The sequence below is a fragment of the Kribbella sp. NPDC048915 genome, from assembly GCF_040649595.1.
Taxonomy (GTDB): Bacteria; Actinomycetota; Actinomycetes; order Propionibacteriales; family Kribbellaceae; genus Kribbella.
In genome coordinates, this window is sequence record NZ_JBEZFT010000034.1 from 12,790 (window position 1) to 29,700 (window position 16,911).

17 protein-coding genes are annotated in these 16,911 nt (G+C 69.4%); 9 read left to right on the top strand and 8 right to left on the bottom strand.

From position 1 onward, the window contains the following. Positions 1-121: 121 nt before the first annotated feature. Together AB0B82_RS18940 and AB0B82_RS18945 are read left to right on the top strand one after the other, a co-directional pair. Entirely contained in the window at positions 122-697 is a 576-nt protein-coding gene (locus AB0B82_RS18940; RefSeq protein ID WP_360169615.1) for a sigma-70 family RNA polymerase sigma factor, read from the top strand. Further along, on the top strand, positions 684-1,553 hold the full coding sequence (locus AB0B82_RS18945; protein ID WP_360169617.1) for a hypothetical protein: 870 nt from the start codon (positions 684-686) through the stop codon (positions 1,551-1,553). Before AB0B82_RS18940 ends, AB0B82_RS18945 begins: the two co-directional genes overlap by 14 nt. Here AB0B82_RS18945 and AB0B82_RS18950 read toward each other — a convergent pair. Further along, on the bottom strand, positions 1,546-4,011 hold the full coding sequence (locus AB0B82_RS18950; RefSeq protein WP_360169619.1) for a beta-L-arabinofuranosidase domain-containing protein: 2,466 nt from the start codon (positions 4,009-4,011) through the stop codon (positions 1,546-1,548). The two genes, AB0B82_RS18945 and AB0B82_RS18950, sit on opposite strands and share 8 nt — an antisense overlap. A 175-nt stretch (positions 4,012-4,186) precedes the next feature. On the opposite strand from AB0B82_RS18950, the gene AB0B82_RS18955 reads away from it, so the two are divergent. Then, a complete protein-coding gene (locus AB0B82_RS18955) occupies positions 4,187-5,158 on the top strand; it encodes a LacI family DNA-binding transcriptional regulator (protein ID WP_360169621.1) in 972 nt (323 codons plus the stop codon). On the opposite strand, the gene AB0B82_RS18960 is transcribed toward AB0B82_RS18955, so the two are convergent. After that, positions 5,147-5,641 carry a DUF1707 domain-containing protein gene (locus AB0B82_RS18960; RefSeq protein WP_360169624.1) on the bottom strand — a complete coding sequence of 165 codons (495 nt, stop codon included), beginning with the start codon at positions 5,639-5,641 and terminating at the stop codon, positions 5,147-5,149. The genes AB0B82_RS18955 and AB0B82_RS18960 overlap by 12 nt on opposite strands. Positions 5,642-5,829: 188 nt before the next feature. On the opposite strand from AB0B82_RS18960, the gene AB0B82_RS18965 reads away from it, so the two are divergent. Continuing rightward, a complete protein-coding gene (locus AB0B82_RS18965; RefSeq protein WP_360169627.1) occupies positions 5,830-6,483 on the top strand; it encodes a hypothetical protein in 654 nt (217 codons plus the stop codon). Between the two features lie 69 nt (positions 6,484-6,552). Here the strand turns inward: AB0B82_RS18965 and purL are convergent, their stop codons facing one another. From purL to purS, 5 genes are all read right to left on the bottom strand, one after another. After that, positions 6,553-8,829, bottom strand: coding sequence for a phosphoribosylformylglycinamidine synthase subunit PurL (gene purL, locus AB0B82_RS18970; protein ID WP_360169630.1), 2,277 nt, complete (start codon positions 8,827-8,829; stop codon positions 6,553-6,555). Positions 8,830-8,944: 115 nt separating this feature from the next. Beyond that, entirely contained in the window at positions 8,945-9,151 is a 207-nt protein-coding gene (locus AB0B82_RS18975) for a hypothetical protein (protein WP_360169633.1), read from the bottom strand. Then, complete coding sequence (locus tag AB0B82_RS18980; RefSeq protein WP_360169636.1) at positions 9,151-11,220, bottom strand: hypothetical protein; 2,070 nt, start codon at positions 11,218-11,220, stop codon at positions 9,151-9,153. The genes AB0B82_RS18975 and AB0B82_RS18980 overlap by 1 nt, the downstream gene beginning before the upstream one ends. Beyond that, on the bottom strand, positions 11,220-11,888 hold the full coding sequence (purQ, locus tag AB0B82_RS18985; RefSeq protein WP_360169639.1) for a phosphoribosylformylglycinamidine synthase subunit PurQ: 669 nt from the start codon (positions 11,886-11,888) through the stop codon (positions 11,220-11,222). The genes AB0B82_RS18980 and purQ overlap by 1 nt, the downstream gene beginning before the upstream one ends. Continuing rightward, complete coding sequence (gene purS / locus AB0B82_RS18990; protein WP_360169642.1) at positions 11,885-12,136, bottom strand: phosphoribosylformylglycinamidine synthase subunit PurS; 252 nt, start codon at positions 12,134-12,136, stop codon at positions 11,885-11,887. Before purS ends, purQ begins: the two co-directional genes overlap by 4 nt. A 123-nt stretch (positions 12,137-12,259) precedes the next feature. On the opposite strand from purS, the gene AB0B82_RS18995 reads away from it, so the two are divergent. The 5 genes from AB0B82_RS18995 (at position 12,260) to AB0B82_RS19015 (ending at position 16,022) form a co-directional block, all read left to right on the top strand. After that, positions 12,260-12,781: a PadR family transcriptional regulator gene (locus tag AB0B82_RS18995; protein WP_360169645.1), complete on the top strand. Its 522-nt coding sequence runs from the start codon at positions 12,260-12,262 to the stop codon at positions 12,779-12,781. Further along, a complete protein-coding gene (locus AB0B82_RS19000) occupies positions 12,778-13,452 on the top strand; it encodes an ABC transporter ATP-binding protein (RefSeq protein WP_360169648.1) in 675 nt (224 codons plus the stop codon). The genes AB0B82_RS18995 and AB0B82_RS19000 overlap by 4 nt, the downstream gene beginning before the upstream one ends. After that, positions 13,452-14,774, top strand: coding sequence for an FtsX-like permease family protein (locus AB0B82_RS19005; protein ID WP_360169651.1), 1,323 nt, complete (start codon positions 13,452-13,454; stop codon positions 14,772-14,774). Before AB0B82_RS19000 ends, AB0B82_RS19005 begins: the two co-directional genes overlap by 1 nt. Before the next feature lie 56 nt (positions 14,775-14,830). Beyond that, complete coding sequence (locus AB0B82_RS19010; RefSeq protein ID WP_360169654.1) at positions 14,831-15,451, top strand: CDP-alcohol phosphatidyltransferase family protein; 621 nt, start codon at positions 14,831-14,833, stop codon at positions 15,449-15,451. Between the two features lie 82 nt (positions 15,452-15,533). Next, positions 15,534-16,022 carry a hypothetical protein gene (locus tag AB0B82_RS19015; protein ID WP_360169657.1) on the top strand — a complete coding sequence of 163 codons (489 nt, stop codon included), beginning with the start codon at positions 15,534-15,536 and terminating at the stop codon, positions 16,020-16,022. On the opposite strand, the gene AB0B82_RS19020 is transcribed toward AB0B82_RS19015, so the two are convergent. Beyond that, positions 16,019-16,894: a phosphoribosylaminoimidazolesuccinocarboxamide synthase gene (locus tag AB0B82_RS19020; protein WP_360169660.1), complete on the bottom strand. Its 876-nt coding sequence runs from the start codon at positions 16,892-16,894 to the stop codon at positions 16,019-16,021. The genes AB0B82_RS19015 and AB0B82_RS19020 overlap by 4 nt on opposite strands. Positions 16,895-16,911: the final 17 nt, after the last annotated feature.

Genomic DNA, 16,911 nt, shown 5'->3' on the forward strand with positions numbered 1-16,911 from the left:
TGATTCGATCCACACGAAATGGTGCGGCCTGCTGCAATCTGGGTGCGGTGAAATGAGGGCCGGGGCCGGTGGACATCTACCGGGTATGACGCTGATACCGATCGAGGCTCGGAGTGGGCCGGTGAGTGAGGGAGTCGTGGACGACTCACCGCCGGACGTACGCCGGGAGCGGTTCGAGCAGATCTTCGCGGCGCACCGGGAGGCTGTGCTCGGGTACTTGCGCCGCAGGACCGACAGCGGCCACGACGCCGCCGACCTGCTCGCGGACACGTTCCTGGTCGCGTGGCGCCGGCTGGACGCCGTACCGCCCGACCCGCAGACCAAACCGTGGCTGTACGGCGTGGCGCGCCGAGTGCTGGCCAACCACCGACGAGGCGAAGGCCGGCGCCACGCACTGGCGACGAAGCTGCGCGACGAGCTCACCGACACCCCACCGGACGTCCAACCCCTGCTCGAGGACACACCGGCGGCCCGCGCGTTCCGGGCACTGCCGGAGCAGGACCGCGAGCTGCTGTCGCTGGTCGCGTGGGAGGAGCTGGACACCGCGCAGATCGCCACCGTCCTCGGCATCTCCCGCAACGCCGTCCGCATCAGGTTGCACCGCGCCCGCAAGCGCTTCGCCAAATTGCTCACCGCCCCGCTCGCGAACCGCTCTGTGGTCGCCCTCAGCGAAGAGGTATCTCATGAAGACGCATGACATCGACGAAACCGTCCGCGGCCTTGACCCGCACCGCAGCACCGACAGTGTGTCCGGCGACGCGTGGGCCGAGCTGTCTGCCGCCGTCACCACCCAGGCCGGCACCACGCAGGCCGGCACCGCCGCGGAGGTGACACCGGCACCGGTGGTGCCGCTGCGCCGCCCGCCGCGGCCCCGCCGCCTGGTCCTGGCCGCCGCCTGCACGCTGGTGATCGCCGGCGCGGTGGCCGCGACGACGCTCAGCCGCCCGGCACAGAACCAGCCGCAGGCGCTGTCGTTCACCGAGCGCGGCGACAAGCTGATCGTCCGCGTGGTCGACCCGAACGCGGACCCCAAGCGCTACAACGCCGAGTTCAAGCGGATGGGCCTGGACGTGACGGTGCACAGTGTTCCGGTCAGCCCGCCCTGGGTCGGCAAGATGATCAGCTACAGCGGCCGCAACGACGACGACATGAGTCAGCTCAAGATCGTGGAGCCCGGCGAGCACTGCAACGGCACGCTGAACGCCTCCGACCCGGGCTGCCAGGAGGGCGTCGAGCTGCCGAAGAACTACGACGGCAAGACGGAGATCCAGTTCGGTCGCGCGGCGAAGCCCGGTGAGATGTACATCCACACCTCGTCGCACGCGACCGACAAGGGCGAGGTGCTCGCGGGTCTCGCGGTACAGAACAAGACCGTCGACCAGGTGATCCCGCTGGTGCAGAGCCGCGGCATCACCACGATCGAGTACTCGACCGGAAACGGCCCCAAGCTGGAGCAGCTCGAGTCCGCCCCCGGCAACTGGTACGTCGTGGACACCACCACCTACGCGGAGGGCTCCGTCACCCTGCACGTCAGCGCGACGCCGGCTAACTGAACGCCAGCTGGAGCAATCCTCCCGAGAACGTCGGACGCAGTACGGCCTCCACCCGGACGTACTGCGTCCGCACCGGCGTGAATGTCGTCGTGTTGAGCCGGTCCAGCGCCACGTCGTACGGCGTGGTGTTCTGGACCGGCCGCCACGTCCCGCCGTCCAGCCACAGCACTCGCCAGGACTGCGGTACGCGGCACTCGCCGAAGCCGGTGTCGTCGAACCAGTACGCCGACACCTCGGAAAGCTCCCGGACCGAGCGCAGGTCGTATTCGATCCACTCGGTCGTGCCGCGCCGGTCCCACCAGGTGAAGCGCGGAATCGACGTGTCTGCAGAGGATTCCGGCGTACGACCGGAGTCCGGAGCCTCGAGCGAGTCACCGTCGAACACGTGGGACGCGGAGATCCTGGTGCGGTACGTCCATTCCTTGCCGTCGGCAGCGACCTGCGGGAACGACGTGATCCGCAAGCGAGCCGCGCCCATCGGAATGAGCGTCACGGTCTCTTCCGGTTCGTCCGACCGCGCAGGGCTCGGCTGCAGCAGTCCGACCACGTCCTCGGTGTCTGTCTCCCACTGCGGGATCCGCCGAGCCAGCGTGGTCAGCGCAATCGGCACGCCGTCCGTGGTGAACGGGTTGTCCCCGGCGTCTCGCCGTACGACGTCAACGGGCGCGTCAGCGACCAGCCCGTAGTTCCACGGCGACTCCGGATAGACGGCGAGCTCAGGCCACTCCGCTGTCCCGCCGATGCGCTCGTAGCGCTCGTCGATCTGCAGTGAGTACGTCAGCGGGCCACGGTCGACCGACACAGAACGCTGGTTGTCCTCCCAGACCCGCCTCGTGGTGCGCATCGGCAGCGTCACCTCGACCCGATCGCCTGCACGCCAGGTGCGCTCCACCTTCATCCAGTCGCCGGCTACCGGCACCTGCTGCCCGTTGACCTTCACCGCGGCGCCGTCTGTCCAGCCGGGACGCCTCAGATACAAGGGGAATCGCACCGGGCGTTCCGTCTGGACGGTGAACGTGATGGTCTCGGAGAACGGGTACTCGGTGTCCTGCACGACAGTGACCGTCTCGCCCGATCCAGGGCCGACCTTTGCAGTCACCTTGCTGGCGGCGTACATCGACGCGGCCAGACCGTTGTCCGTGGTGGCCAGCCAGAGCTCTTGCACGTAGTACGGCCAGCCCATGCCGTAGTTGTGCGGGCAGCAGCGGTACTGGCGGACGCCGTACTTGTAGGCCAGCATCGGGAACGGGTTCTGGAACTGCCCGTGCTTGAGACCATCGTCGAGCTGCACGCTGTTTGCGCAGGTGATGTAGTGCATCACCTGCTGCTGCGGGTCGTACGACGCCGGCAGCGAGTTGAACGCCAGCTCCTCGCACCGGTCCGTCCAGGCGATGTCGCCGGTGAATCGGGTCAGCAGCTCACAGCTGTGCATCAGCTCGACGATGCCGCATGTCTCGAAGCCCTGCCGCGGGTCGCCGAAGCCGGGGCGCGAGTTCTCGTCGCCGGCGAACCCACCGCCGGGGAACTGCCCGTAGAGCCCCATCACCGTCGCATAGTTGCGGTACGTCGCCTCGCGGTGCTTGGCGTCGCCGGACAGCAGCCAGTACTGCAACGGCTCGCGGAAACCCTGTGCCAGGTTCACGTTGTGCCAGGTGGGGATGCCGTCGATGTAGTCCGCCGACCCGCTGTGCATCTTCTGCACCAGGTCCAGCAGCCAGGACTCACCGGTGCGGTTGTAGAGCCAGTACGCGCTGTCGATGTTGTCGCCCCAGCGGAACGCACCCCACGAGCGGTTGAACACCTCCGGCGGCTGCGTGTTCTGGAACCGCAGGTACTTCGTCATGAACGGAATCACCCGCTCGTCGCCGGAGTACTCGTGCCAGGACCGGAACGCGGCCAGCAGCGGCATGCCCGGCCAGAAGTCCGGACCGTCCTCCAGCGAGGTCCGCAACCGCTCCGGACCGAACCAGCCGTCGGGCTGCTGGGTCTTGAGGATGCCTTCCATCCAGCGCTGGGTTCGGCTCAGTACGCCGACGTCGCCGGTGACGTACCCGAGGTCGCCGAAGCCACGCAGCCAGTACGGCAGCTCCTCCCAGGCGCCCTGCGCCGGGTCGACCCAGCCGTTGCCTTCGTAACCGAGGAAGTCCGAGATCTCGTCGTACCGGCCGCAGAGACCGTTGACCTGCAACTCGAGCTGCTGGGCGAGCCAGCCGCGGGCCTCGATCGCGCCGGGCGGCAGCTTCTGGAACGGGACCGGGCGCAGCGGTGCGCGCTGCGGGACGTAGTGGCCGCCGCGACCGGCGGGCGGTCCGGACGGGCGGGCAGCCGCCGCGGGCGCCGTACCGGCGGTCACGACAGCCGCCGCGGCGAGGGAGACACCAAGGAAGTCACGTCGGGGCATTCCTTCGGGCTGGATACGGGGTGGGAGTTCGTGCTCGGGACGAGGGCGCTCGGGCATGGCGGGACCTTTCGCGTGACGGGGGCGGGCATCACACAAGACGGAAAAACCGCACACGTTTTCCGCCGTTGACAACGTAGGACTGCGAATCCTGCAGGTCAAGCCCAAAGCCCAGGTCAGCAAGGTCCCGTCGGTGGCTTTGCTAGGCTTCGGCACACCATCAGGAGGAAACGGGATGAAACGTCGTTCGGTACGGCTGGTGGATGTCGCCGCACTCGCCGGCGTGTCCGCCGGGACCGCCTCGAAGGCTCTCAGCGACACCGGCCAGCTGAGCCAGGAGACCCGCGACCGAGTCCGCCAGGCCGCCGCGCAGCTCGGGTTCACCCCGGACGCCCGCGGTCGCGCGCTGTCCTCCGGCCGCACCTACACCGTGGCTCTGCTGACCACCGACAGCTCCGGCCGGTTCAGCATCCCGATCATGCGCGGCGTCGAGGACGTGCTCAGCGCGGGCGAGCTCGCGACCGTCCTCTGCGACACCCGCGACGATCCGCTGCGCGAGCAGACCTACCTGCGGTCGCTCTTCGCCCGCGGCGTCGACGGAATCGTCGTGACCGGCCGCCGGACCGAGCCTCGCGCGCCGATCAACGTCCCGCTGCCGGTCGTGTACGCGCTCGCGCCGTCGACAGACCCGGACGACGCCTCAGTGGTCGTCGACGACACGGCCGGCGCCGCGTCGGTGATCAAACACCTGCACGGCCTCGGCCGCACCCGCATCGCGCACATCACCGGCCCCGAGCGTCATCGCGCCGCGGAGCAACGCGCCGAGGCCATCGCCGACGCCCTCTGCACCGAGCCGCTGTTCGGCGAGTGGAGCGAGCGCTGGGGCCGGCAAGCCACCGACCTGGTACTGCGGCAGCGCCCGGACGCGATCACCTGTGGTAGCGACCAGATCGCCCGTGGCGTGTGCGACCGCCTCCGCGAGCTCGGTCACGCCGTACCGGACGACATCGCCGTCACCGGGTACGACAACTGGCCGGTGATGGCACTGGCCAGCCGGCCGCCGCTCACCACCGTCGACCTGCAACTGGAGGACCTCGGCCGCCGCGCCGCGTCCCTCCTGCTCGAAGCGATTGCGGGCAAGCCGCACCACGGCGTCCTGGAACTGCCCACCCAGCTGATCACCCGTGAATCGACGCTAGGAGCCTGAGCGGCGGCGCTCCTCGCGGGCCGGGCGGGAGGCCCAGCGGTAGGTGAAGAACACCCACGCGATCGCGGGCAGCCCGAAGATGGCCGCGGCGATTTCACGCCCGAACACCAGCAGCACCAGCCCGACCAGCGCGAACGGCAGCGCCATCCACACCGCGCCGATGAAGGCCGCCCAGCGCCACCGGCCGGGGTTGCGAGGCGCCGGCTTGTACAAAGACGGAGCCGGCAGCCCGGCGAACACCGGCTGCAGGTCGGCGTGGGTGACCGCCTCGTTGAGCAGGTTTACACGACGGTGCAGCTCGTCCTCGTTCAACCGGCCGAGGGCGAACTGCTCGGCGAGCTCGTCGGTGCAGACCCGGCGCTCTTCGTCGGTGAGCCGGATCGGCGCCATCCGCCGACGGGCCGCGACCTCCCGCGCCTCCTGACCGGCAGCCGTCGCCATCCCGATCAGATCGCCCGGTTTCATCGGCCGTCGCTCCGCCATCCGCCTCACCTCACCCTCGTCCCTTCGAGTGTGCCAGACGCGCTGCAAGGCGTCGTTCGACGTGGCAGCGGAGCGCTTGGTTGGCGAGACGCTGATCACAAGAACGGCACTCAACGTCGCTGTCGCACCGAGTCATCTCTGATCTCGACGGGCCGAACGGAGCCCCTGTTGACGATGGAGAAACCACGATGAAGAAGTCCCGCACCGCTCGCGTTCTGGCCGGCACCGCGATCGTCGCCGCCGCTGGGCTGCTCGTCGGGATCGCGCCGAGCGACGCCGCGCCGACCCGGACCGCCGCCACCACCACAGCCGTCGCGACGGTGCAGGCCAAGGCCGCCAAGCCCGCGCTGAAGGCTTCCGGCCTGCAGTTCGGCTACAAGTGCTGGGGCCGCGGCAGCCACTGCACCGTCGCGGTGTACGCACCGAAGGGCTGGAAGTTCACCCAACTGAGTCGTGAACACGCGAAGTTCACCGACAGCTCGAACACCTGGATGCTGCGCGTCAACGGCGGCCTCGGCGGCAAGGTCAGCACGACCCGCGCCGCCGACCAGCGCATCCACGCGCTGCGCAGCGTGGCCAGCTTCAAGCTGGTGAGCCGCACCAGCGGCACCGCACCGTCCAAGGTTGGCTGGTCCGCCCCGCGAGTCGCGTACACGCAGCTCACCTACACCTACCGCGACGGTGCCCGCAGTCAGCGGTGGGTGACCACCCGCTTCGTCGACACCTTCACGAGCGGCCGCCACGCGTACATCGAGCTCACCGTCGGCGGCCGTCCGCAGGACAAGGCCGGACTCACCAAGGTCCTCAGCGAGGCGACTGAGCGCGTCGCACTGGTCGGCTGAGGCCTCGGGAATGCCGGCCGGGACGACCCGGGCACGTCGAACGCGCCCGGGTCACGCGGCCGTCAGCACTCAGCTGAGCGCCGCCGGCAGCGTGGCCGTCCACGCCTCACGCAGTTCGGTCAGCGGGACCTCGAACTGGTCCTGGACGTCGAGGGTGTCCCCGGTGACCACGCCGATCTTCACGTGCGGGAAGCGGCGCGCGGTGCACATGTCGGTGAACCGCACTTCCTCGGTCCGCGGTACGGCGACGACCGCGCGACCGGCCGACTCCGCGAACAGGAACAGGAACGGGTCGAGCCCGTCCGGCGCCCACACCCGCGCGCCGACGCCGCCGCGCAGCGCGGACTCGACCAGCGTCTGCGCGACACCGCCGTCGCTGACGTCGTGGGCCGCGTCGATCAGTCCGTCGCGGGACGCGTTGATCAGGATGTCGGCCAACTGCTGCTCCATCGCCAGGTCGACCGCCGGCGGCCGGCCGCCGAGGTGGCCGTGGACGACGTGCGCCCACTCCGAGCCGGACAGCTCCTCGGCGGTCTCACCGAGCAGGTACAGCTGGTGGCCCTCCATCGCCGGCGTGAAGCCGATCGGCGTCCGGCGGGTGACGTCGTCGATGACACCGAGCACGCCGACCACCGGCGTCGGCAGGATCGGCGTCTCACCGGTCTGGTTGTAGAACGACACGTTGCCGCCGGTGACCGGGATGCCGAGCTCCTTGCAGCCGTCGACCAGGCCACGGATCGCCTCGGCGAACTGCCACATCACCGCGGGATCCTCGGGCGAGCCGAAGTTCAGGCAGTCGGTGACCGCGATCGGCCGGGCGCCGGTCGTCGCAACGTTGCGGAACGACTCCGCGAGCGCGAGCTTCGCACCGGTGTACGGGTCGAGCTTCGCGAACCGGCCGTTGCAGTCGGTCGACACCGCGACACCGAGGCCGCTGGTCTCGTCGACGCGGATCATGCCGCTGTCCTCGGGCTGCGCGAGCACCGAGTTGCCGAGCACGTACCGGTCGTACTGGTCGGTGACCCAGGACTTGTCGCACAGGTTCGGCGAGGCGACCAGCCGCAGCAGCGTGTCCCGCAGCTCCGCGCCATTGCTTGCCCGCGGCAACTTCTCGGCCGCGTCGGCCTGCAGCTCGTCCTGCCAGTCCGGCCGGGCGTACGGGCGCTCGTAGACCGGACCCTCGTGCGCGACGGTCCGCGGCGGGACGTCGACCACGCGCTCACCGTGCCAGTCGATCTCCAGCCGCCCGGTGTCGGTGACCTCGCCGATGACGTCGGCCTGGACGTCCCACTTCGCACAGATCTTCAGGAACGCCTCGACGTTGTCCGGCGTGACGACTGCCATCATGCGTTCCTGCGACTCGCTCATCAGGATCTCTTCCGGGGCGAGCGACGCGTCCCGCAGCGGCACCTTGTCGAGCCAGACGTGCATACCGCCGTCACCCGCGCTGGCCAGCTCCGACGTGGCGCAGGACAGCCCTGCACCGCCGAGGTCCTGGATACCCTCGACCACGTTCGCCTGGAAGAGCTCGAGGGTGCACTCGATCAGCAGCTTCTCCATGAACGGGTCGCCCACCTGGACGGCCGGCCGCTTCGTCGGGCCGCCGTCGGCGAAGGTCTCCGACGCCAGCACGGACACGCCGCCGATCCCGTCGCCGCCGGTCTTCGCGCCGTACAGGATGATCTGGTTGCCGACACCACGGGCGTTCGCCAGGTGCAGGTCCTCGTGCCGCATCACGCCGACGCAGAGCGCATTCACCAGCGGGTTGCCGACGTACGTCGGGTCGAAGACGACCTCACCGCCGACGTTCGGCAGGCCGAGGCTGTTGCCGTAGCCGCCGATGCCGGAGACCACGCCGGGCAGCACGCGCTTGGTGTCCTCGGCGTCCAGCGGGCCGAACCGCAGCGGATCCATCACCGCGACCGGGCGGGCGCCCATCGCGAGGATGTCGCGGACGATGCCGCCGACGCCGGTCGCCGCACCCTGGTACGGCTCGACGTACGAAGGGTGGTTGTGCGACTCGACCTTGAAGGTGACCGCGTAGCCCTCGCCGATGTCAATGACGCCGGCGTTCTCACCGATGCCGGCGAGCATCTTGCCGGCCGGGGTCTCCTGCGGGATCTCGGCGAACTTGCGCAGGTGCACCTTGGACGACTTGTACGAGCAGTGCTCGCTCCACATCACCGAGTACATCGCCAGCTCGCAGCTGGTCGGGCGGCGTCCGAGGATGTCCCGGATCCGCTCGTACTCGTCCGGCTTCAGCCCGAGCTCAGCCCACGGCTGCTCGACCTCCGGCGTGGTGGCTGCACGGCTGACGGTGTCTGCCGACGTGGTTTCGGGGCTCACCTGGGCTCCTGTACTGGTGTCACCTGGATCGAACGTGCAAGCTCATTCTCTCAGCGACCACAACCTGGGGCAGGACCGCCCTACCCCAGGAGCGCCGAGCGACTCCGATGAGACCTCAACGGTCAATGCCGTGCTTGGGACCGACGTGCTGTTGCGGGCGCTGACGGTGCTCTGGCCGCTGCCCCTGCCCCTGGCCGCGGGGAGCGCTGCCCTGACCAGCCGCCGGCTGGGCGCGGGTCAGCTCACCGCGCTGGTACGCCCCCGCGATGGTGGACGGCGTGACCGCACGGTCTTCGGTCCGGTCGGACTCGGGCTCCGTCATCAGTGCACCTGCACAGACGGCAAGCTACCCGGTTCCCGGTCCGTCGTACCCGGTTCGGCAGTCAGATGCGCGACCAGCAGCGGCAGCGCGAAACCGACCATGATTGCGGGGAGGGTGACGCCGGCGTCGTTGAGGAGCATGCCGATCAGGCCACAGGTGGACATCGCCAGCAGCGCCGGACGGACCATCGGCAGGCTGTCGTAGAAGGCGCGGTACGACGCCGACGGCACGCGCTGCGGAAGGACCGTGGCCAGCATGGCGAGGACAACGGCGATCAGCATCAACCAGCCGCCCGGTCCGCTGAAGAACTGCAGTGCCATCTCCAGCTTCCGGATCAGGACGTCGCCGACGTCACCGTCGAGCAGGCGGGCGACGAAGGCACCGAAATGGCTGCGCTGGTCCGGCGGACGCAGATAGTCGAGGAAAGCGGTCAGAGAGACAGCCAGTACGCCGGCCCCTCCCACACCAAGCAGTGCGCGCAGCGAAATGCTCCCGCGCCACGTCAGCCACGCCATGAGCAGTACCGCCGGCGTCAGCGCGAGAATGCCGCCGAAGTCGGTCCCCCAACCCGGCGTGCCATCCACAACGATCGCAGCGCCGCCAATGACCAGTACTGCGGCCGCTGCCTGCACTCTGCTCTTGTCGATGAGCTTGTGCGCCGCCCAGCCCGCAGTAATGAGCGCCCCGACCGCCAGCGTCGCGAAAGTGGAGTTACCGAAGCCGTAGAACCGCCCGCCGATGACCGGGCCGTCCGCGAACATACTGCCGACCTGCATCGGCGTACCGAGCACTCCGTCGACCAGCAGGATCAGGTACGCCGCCAGCGCTAGTCCGAGGAACGCCCAGCGCTTCAGAACGAGCTGCGCGACCACGGCGGACAGTGCACTGATCCCGAGCGTCACGCAGTACAAGGAGAAGCCAGGCGACGGCCAGCGCCACCAGAGGGTCAGCGCGGACAGGAAGACCGCCAGGAAGAACCCGCCCTGCACCAGCAACGTGAAGACGAACGTACGGCGAGACGCGGGCGAGCGCCGGAACCAGAACCACGCCAGCGCGAGCAACTCGGCCGCGACGATCGTCAGCGCGACCGCGAACAGCACCGGCCGTGGCTGCTCGAACCGTTCGTTGGTGTCCAGTCGGTCCTCGATGACCGCGGCCGCGTCGGTGTGGATGTCTCCGGTGAAGTGGATCTCATTACCGTCCAGCGGACCTGCCTCCGCGGCGCCGGCTGGATCGACCTCCGCCGGGTCGCGGCCCTTGAGGACCGTCGCGGTCACGTCGGTGAGCTGAATGAGGCCGGGCCGGCGCGTGCTGTCACTGGTCAGCCAGCGTGGCCCGTTGTCCGGCGGCAGCTGCATCGCGACCAGCGTTTGCGGATGCGCGTTGGCAATCTCCTGACTGACGCCGACCAGCAGCACCCAGCCGCCGGCCGCACGCGCCTGCTGCACCAGCTGGGCGACCCGCTGCCTGGCCTCGGCCCGCCCTTCACGCGGCGGCAGCGCGCCGGCGTCGACGACCGCGTCGCCGCACTCCGGACTCGCCAGCCGGGCCGCGTCGAACTCCGGCTGCCAGTTGCGGACCGTGCCGTCGGTCCGGGCCAGCGCGACCGCGGCGCCCGGGCCGAACCCGCAGATCGGGTAGCCGGTCTGACCGAGACGGCCGATCGGCGCCCCGGTGTGGTGTTCGGCCTGCCGGTCGACGTACGTCTGCCAGCCTGCCACCGTGTTGCCGGTGACCGTGGGCAGGTCACCACAGCGCTGGTCGGCGACGCTCCCCCAGGCGCGCGTCCCGGCGCTGATCGTCAGCCAGCCGTCGATCGGACAGGTGTGCGGCCCGGCCGTCTTCACCGAGATCGAGCCGACATGCGACTGATTGACCAGCGCTGTCAGCTCAGGCGACTGCTGCACGTCGAACCAGGTCAGGCCGGGCACACCGATGACCACCACCTTCGCCGCCAGGCCGGCCGGCTGTGCAGGTTGAGTAGGTTGAGCAGCCGCCGTACCGGTGCCGAGGAGCAGGACCGCCGCCGCCGTGAGCAGGACGGCGCGGACCTGCCCGGTGAACCTCATCAGGAAGCGACGACGGCCTTCAGCACCGAGGTGAAGAAGCCCAGGCCGTCCGTGGTCGGGCCGGTGAGTGTCTCGACGGCGTGCTCCGGGTGCGGCATCAGGCCGACCACGTTGCCGCGCTCGTTGGTGATCCCGGCGATGTCGCGGTACGAACCGTTGGGGTTGCCGAGGTAGCGGGCCACCACCCGCCCCTCACCCTCCAGCCGGTCCAGCGTCTCCTCGTCGGCGACGTACGAACCGTCCTGGTTCTTCAGCACGATCGTGATCTCGTGATCGGCGTCGTAGTCGCTGGTCCAGGCGGTGCGGTTGTTCTCGATCCGGAGCGCCTGGTCCTTGCAGATGAACTTGCGGTGGCGGTTCTTGATCAGGGCACCGGGCAGCAGGTGCGACTCGCACAGCACCTGGAAGCCGTTGCAGATGCCCAGCACCGGCAGGCCTTCACCGGCCCGCTTGATGATGGTCTCCATCACCGGCGCGAACCGCGAGATGGCGCCGGCGCGCAGGTAGTCGCCGTACGAGAACCCGCCGGGCAGGACGACCGCGTCGACCCCGTGCAGGTCCGCGTCGCCGTGCCAGAGCGCGACCGCCTCGGCACCGGCCACCGCGGCCGCGCGCCGGGCGTCGGCGTCGTCGAGCGACCCCGGGAAGGTGACGACGCCGATCTTCACTGCTCGTTCTCCACGTGCAGCGTGTAGTCCTCGATCACCGGGTTGGCCAGCAGTGTGTCGGCCGCCTTGCGGATCTCGGCGACCCGCTCCTCGGTCGCCTCACCGTCCAGGGTGATCTCGAAGCGCTTTCCCTGCCGGACATCCGCGACGCCGTCGAAGCCGAGCCGGCCGAATGCGCCGTGCACCGCCTTGCCCTGCGGGTCGAGGATCTCGGGCTTGAGCATGACGTCGACGACAACGCGAGCCACTGACTACTCCAGGTTCGTTCCGGGGTGACGCCTGAATCCTACCGACCGCGGCCAGGATCGCCGCATCCCGGACCACTCGCCAACTATTCACTCAGTACATACACACAGTGTATAGTTCCGGTCATGGCCACTGCCGAACTCGTCCTCGGGCTGCTCTCCGCCGGCCCGGCGCACGGGTACGACGTGAAGCGTGGTCACGACGCGTGGTTCCCGGACAGCAAGCCGCTCGCGTTCGGCCAGGTCTACACAACACTGGCCCGACTGGAGCGGGACGGACTGGTCGAGGTGGTCGACAAGACCTCCGGCGGCGGCCCGGACCGGACCGTGTACGCGCTGACCAGCAAAGGCCGCGACCACCTGACCGACTGGCTCAACGACCCGGTGCCGCCGGCCTGGGGCAGCGCCGACGAGGTACTGCGCAAGCTTGTGGCCGCCGTTCGCACCGGACGTGACGCGGCAGGGTTCCTCGCCCGTCAGCGTGCCAGCCACCTGCGCCGTATCCGCGAACTGCGGGAAACACCCGCCGACGACGACCCGACGTCCGCGCTGGTCCGCGAGTACATCGTGGCCCACCTCGACGCCGACCTGCGCTGGCTGGACAGCGCCCTTGACCGCATCGCCGAGCAAAGGGGAGCTCACCGATGAGCGCTGCTCTGGAACTCAACAAAGTCGAGTACGCGTACCGCCGCAACACCGCACTGCGCGGCGTGAGCCTGCAGCTCGAGCCTGGGGAGGTCGTGGCGGTCACCGGCGCGAGCGGCTGCGGCAAGTCCACCCTGCTGCACTGCGCGGCCGGCATCCTCACTCCGGACGCCGGCGTGGTGCATGTGGACGGTCAGGACCTGGCGTCGCTGCCGGAAGACCACCGTGCCGCGCTACGCCGTACGAAGGTCGGCATCGTGCTGCAGTTCGGTCAACTGGTGCCCGACCTGGCATTGATCGACAACGTCGCGCTGCCACTCCTACTGGGTGGTCATGGGCGCGACGAAGCCCGTGAAGCTGCGTTCCAGTGGTTGGACCAAGTGGGGATCGCTGACGACGCGGACGCGGTGCCCGCTGAGTTGTCCGGTGGCCAGACACAACGTGCGGCGGTAGCGCGCGCACTGATCACCGGCCCGTCAGTAGTACTCGCGGACGAGCCGACAGGCAGCTTGGACAGTCGAGCAGGTCAGGAGCTGCTCGACGTACTGCTGGAGGCGGCGCGTTACCGCGGCGCGGCGCTGCTGATGGTCACGCACGACAACCTCGTGGCAGCGGCGGCGGACCGCGAGATCCGGCTGCGCGACGGCCTGGTCCAGCACGAGGTGGCCCTCTGATGAGGCTCGGGACGCTGGTGCAACTGGCGCGCTCCAGGACGCCGGCCGACCGCAGCCGAGTACAGCTGGCCACGGCCGCACTCGCCCTGAGTGGAGCGCTCCTCCTCGGTGCACTGCGCAATACCCGCTTCGGCACGGGCGAACTGGACAACCAGCTCTACAGCAACTACATCGCCGAGGCTGATCTCCGCGCCGGGCTGATCACGATTCTGCTCATCCTGGCCGCTCTCACTGGCGGCCTAGCGGTCCAGGCGTTGCGGCTGGGTACGGCGGCCCGCGAACGGCGACTGACCGCGCTCCAGCTCGCCGGTGCGTCCCGAAAGCAGCTCCGCCGCCTGACAGTGACCGACGCTGCCATCGCCGGTCTCGCGGGCGGCCTGCTCGCGGGACCGGTCTACCTGGTGCTCAGCCTGCTGTTCGGTCAGTTGCCGCTGATGATGCAGGTCCTGCCAGGTGCGGAGCCGACGGACGCGCTGCTGTGGGTTCCGGTGGTGGCTGCGATGACGGGCGCCGGTGCGGTGCTCGGACTCGTTCTGCATTGGGACGGATCGACATCCCGGCAGCCACGGTCCGCGACGCAGCGTCGTACCGGCATCATCGCTGGACCGGTTCTCATCGCGCTCGGGCTCCTCACGTCGCCGTACCTGGGGTACGTGGCGGCCACAGTCGTGCTCGCCGGGCTGGCGCTGCTCTTCCTGAGCTCCTCGGGGTTCTGGATCCGGTGGCTCGGGCGGCGGCTGCAGCGCTCCGGTGATCCGGCGAACCTGCTCACCGGTGTCCGGCTGGCGACCGACTCACGTCCCACGGCGCGGATCTGCATGCTGCTGGGCTGTTGCGGGTTCCTCGTCGGCTCGTTGGCCGGCGCGATCGCTCAGGTGATCGCCGACGAGACGACGGCACCTGACCTCTTCTACAACACCGGATTCGGTCTGACGATCGTCGGCCTCGTGCTGGTCGTGCTCACCGCCATGGCCGCGCTCATCGTCGGCGTGGCCGACCAACTGGTCGATCAGCGGCGTCAGCTCGCCAGCCTGACCGCGCTGGGTGTGGACCTGCCGTTCCTGCGCCGCGTCATCCGGCGCCAACTGACCGTGGTCGCCGCGCCCGCACTGTCCGGCGGACTGCTGGTCGGCACCATCATCGGCGTCGCCCGGCTCGCGGGTGGCGAGGTCGGGTCGTTCGCCCCGAGCACGCTGCTGCTGGCAGCGATTCTGACGGCCGCAGGCTGGGTCCTCGGTCACCTCGGCGGTACTGCCGCCGGTTACCTGCTTCGCAACCAACTGCGGGATGCACTCGATCCCGAGAATCTGAGGGCAGCCTGATGAACCCTTCCGTCGATCAGCCCCCGACCGCGGCTGCGAGCAGGCCGGAGGGGCGGATGGCAGCGTTGCCCCTGGCCGTGCAGCCGGCGCTGCTCCTCGGCGTACCGAACCGGGTCACGCTGATCCGGACCGTGGTCGCGATGTCGGTCGCGACGTACGCGTTCCGGACCGGCGAGCTGACCTGGCTCGTGATCGGGTACTTCGCGTACTGGTTCGGCGACAGCCTCGACGGCTGGGTGGCCCGGCGCCGCGGCGAGGAGTCGCTGTCCGGCGCGGTGTTCGACATCGTCTGCGACCGGGCGTGCTCGTTCCTGCTGGCGGCCGCGTTCATGGCGACCTACCCGGACACGATCGGCCCGTTGGCGATCTATCTGGTCCAGTTCGGGGTCCTGGACACGATGCTGACGTTCGCGTTCCTGCTTTGGCCGTCAGTGCTCAGCCCGAACTACTTCTACAAGGTCGACCGGCCGATCTACCTGTGGAACTGGTCGAAGCCGGCCAAGGCGATGAACACCGGCGCCGTGGTGGTCTCACTGGTCGTCGCCGGGCAGACCGGCGCCCACTGGCTGCCCTACACGGTCGCGATCGCGGCCTGCGTGATCAAGATCGTGTCCTCCTGGCGACTGCTCGCGATCATCAACGGCCGCCGGCCCGCCGCACCGGGACGGGCCGCGTGAGCCCCTGGTGTGACCCTGGTCCGGCCCGGAAGTGGTGCTAGGTTCCGTGGCAACGGCCCTGATCGCGCATAGCCTCGATGTCATGTGGCTGTGGCAACTGGTACTCGCGGTGGGCTTCGGGATCGGGTCCGCCGTCGTACCGATCCTGAACGCTGAGGCGTACGTGCTCGGCGTCGGGGTCACCAACACCCTGGACCCGATGGTCGCCGCGATCGGTGTCGCGGTCGGACAGACCATCGGCAAGGTCGCGATGTTCCTCGCCGTCCGGTACCGCCCCGGCTACGCGGCCCGCAAGACCAAGGAACCCAAGCCGGTCGACCTGGACACCCGCTGGGGACGCTTCGTCCAGTGGAACCGGGACCTCAGCAAGCGCCTCCTCGACGCCATGAGCCACAGCCGCTGGGGCATGCCGGTCACCTTGCTGAGCTCGTTCGTCGGCATCCCACCGCTGTACGGCGTGGCGCTGATCGGCGGCGCCTCGCGGATGAAGACCGTGGTCTTCACGCTCGCGGTCCTGGCCGGCCGCCTCGGACGGTTCGTGCTGCTCGCGGCCGGTGTCGGTCTCTTCTAGCTGTCGAACTTCCGGCCGGTCAGCTGCTCGTAGGCCGCGATGTACGCCGACCGGGTCTTCTCGATGACCTCGCCGGACAGCGGCGGCGGCGCCTCGCCCGACGTCCGGTCCCAGCCGGACTCGAACTGCAGCCAGTCCCGCACGATCTGCTTGTCGTACGACGGCTGCGGCTTGCCCGGAGCCCACTGGTCGGCCGGCCAGAAGCGGCTCGAGTCCGGCGTCAGCACCTCGTCGGCGAGCACCAGCGTCCCGTCCGCGCGGGCGCCGAACTCGAACTTGGTGTCCGCCAGGATGATCCCGCGCTCCTCGGCCATCGCCCGCGCGGTCGTGTAGATCTCCAACGTGGTGTCGCGCAGGACGGCCGCCGTTTCGGCGCCGACGGTTGCCACCACCGCGTCGTACGAGACGTTCTCGTCGTGCTCGCCGAGCTCGGCCTTCGTGGCCGGCGTGAAGATCGGCGTGTCCAGGCGCGAACCCTCGACCAGGCCCTCGGGCAGCGGGATGCCGCAGACCGCGCCGGTCGCGTTGTAGTCGAGCAGGCCGGTGCCGCTCAGGTAACCGCGCGCCACACACTCCACCGGGTAGATCGCGAGCCTCTCGCACACCACGGCCCGCCCGGCGACCTCGGCCGGCACGTCGGTGGAGATGACGTGGTTCGGTACGTCGAGCTGCTCGAACCACCACAGGCTCATCGCGGTGAGCACCTTGCCCTTGTCGGGGATCGGTGTCTCGAGGATCCAGTCGAACGCGCTCATCCGGTCGCTCGCGACCATCAGAAGGTCGCCGGACTCCAGCTCGTACAGGTCCCGGACCTTGCCGGAGTGGAGGTGCTTCGCACCAGGAATCTCAGGCGCCTGCGGAGGTGTGATCACAGGGGGATTCTTCCATC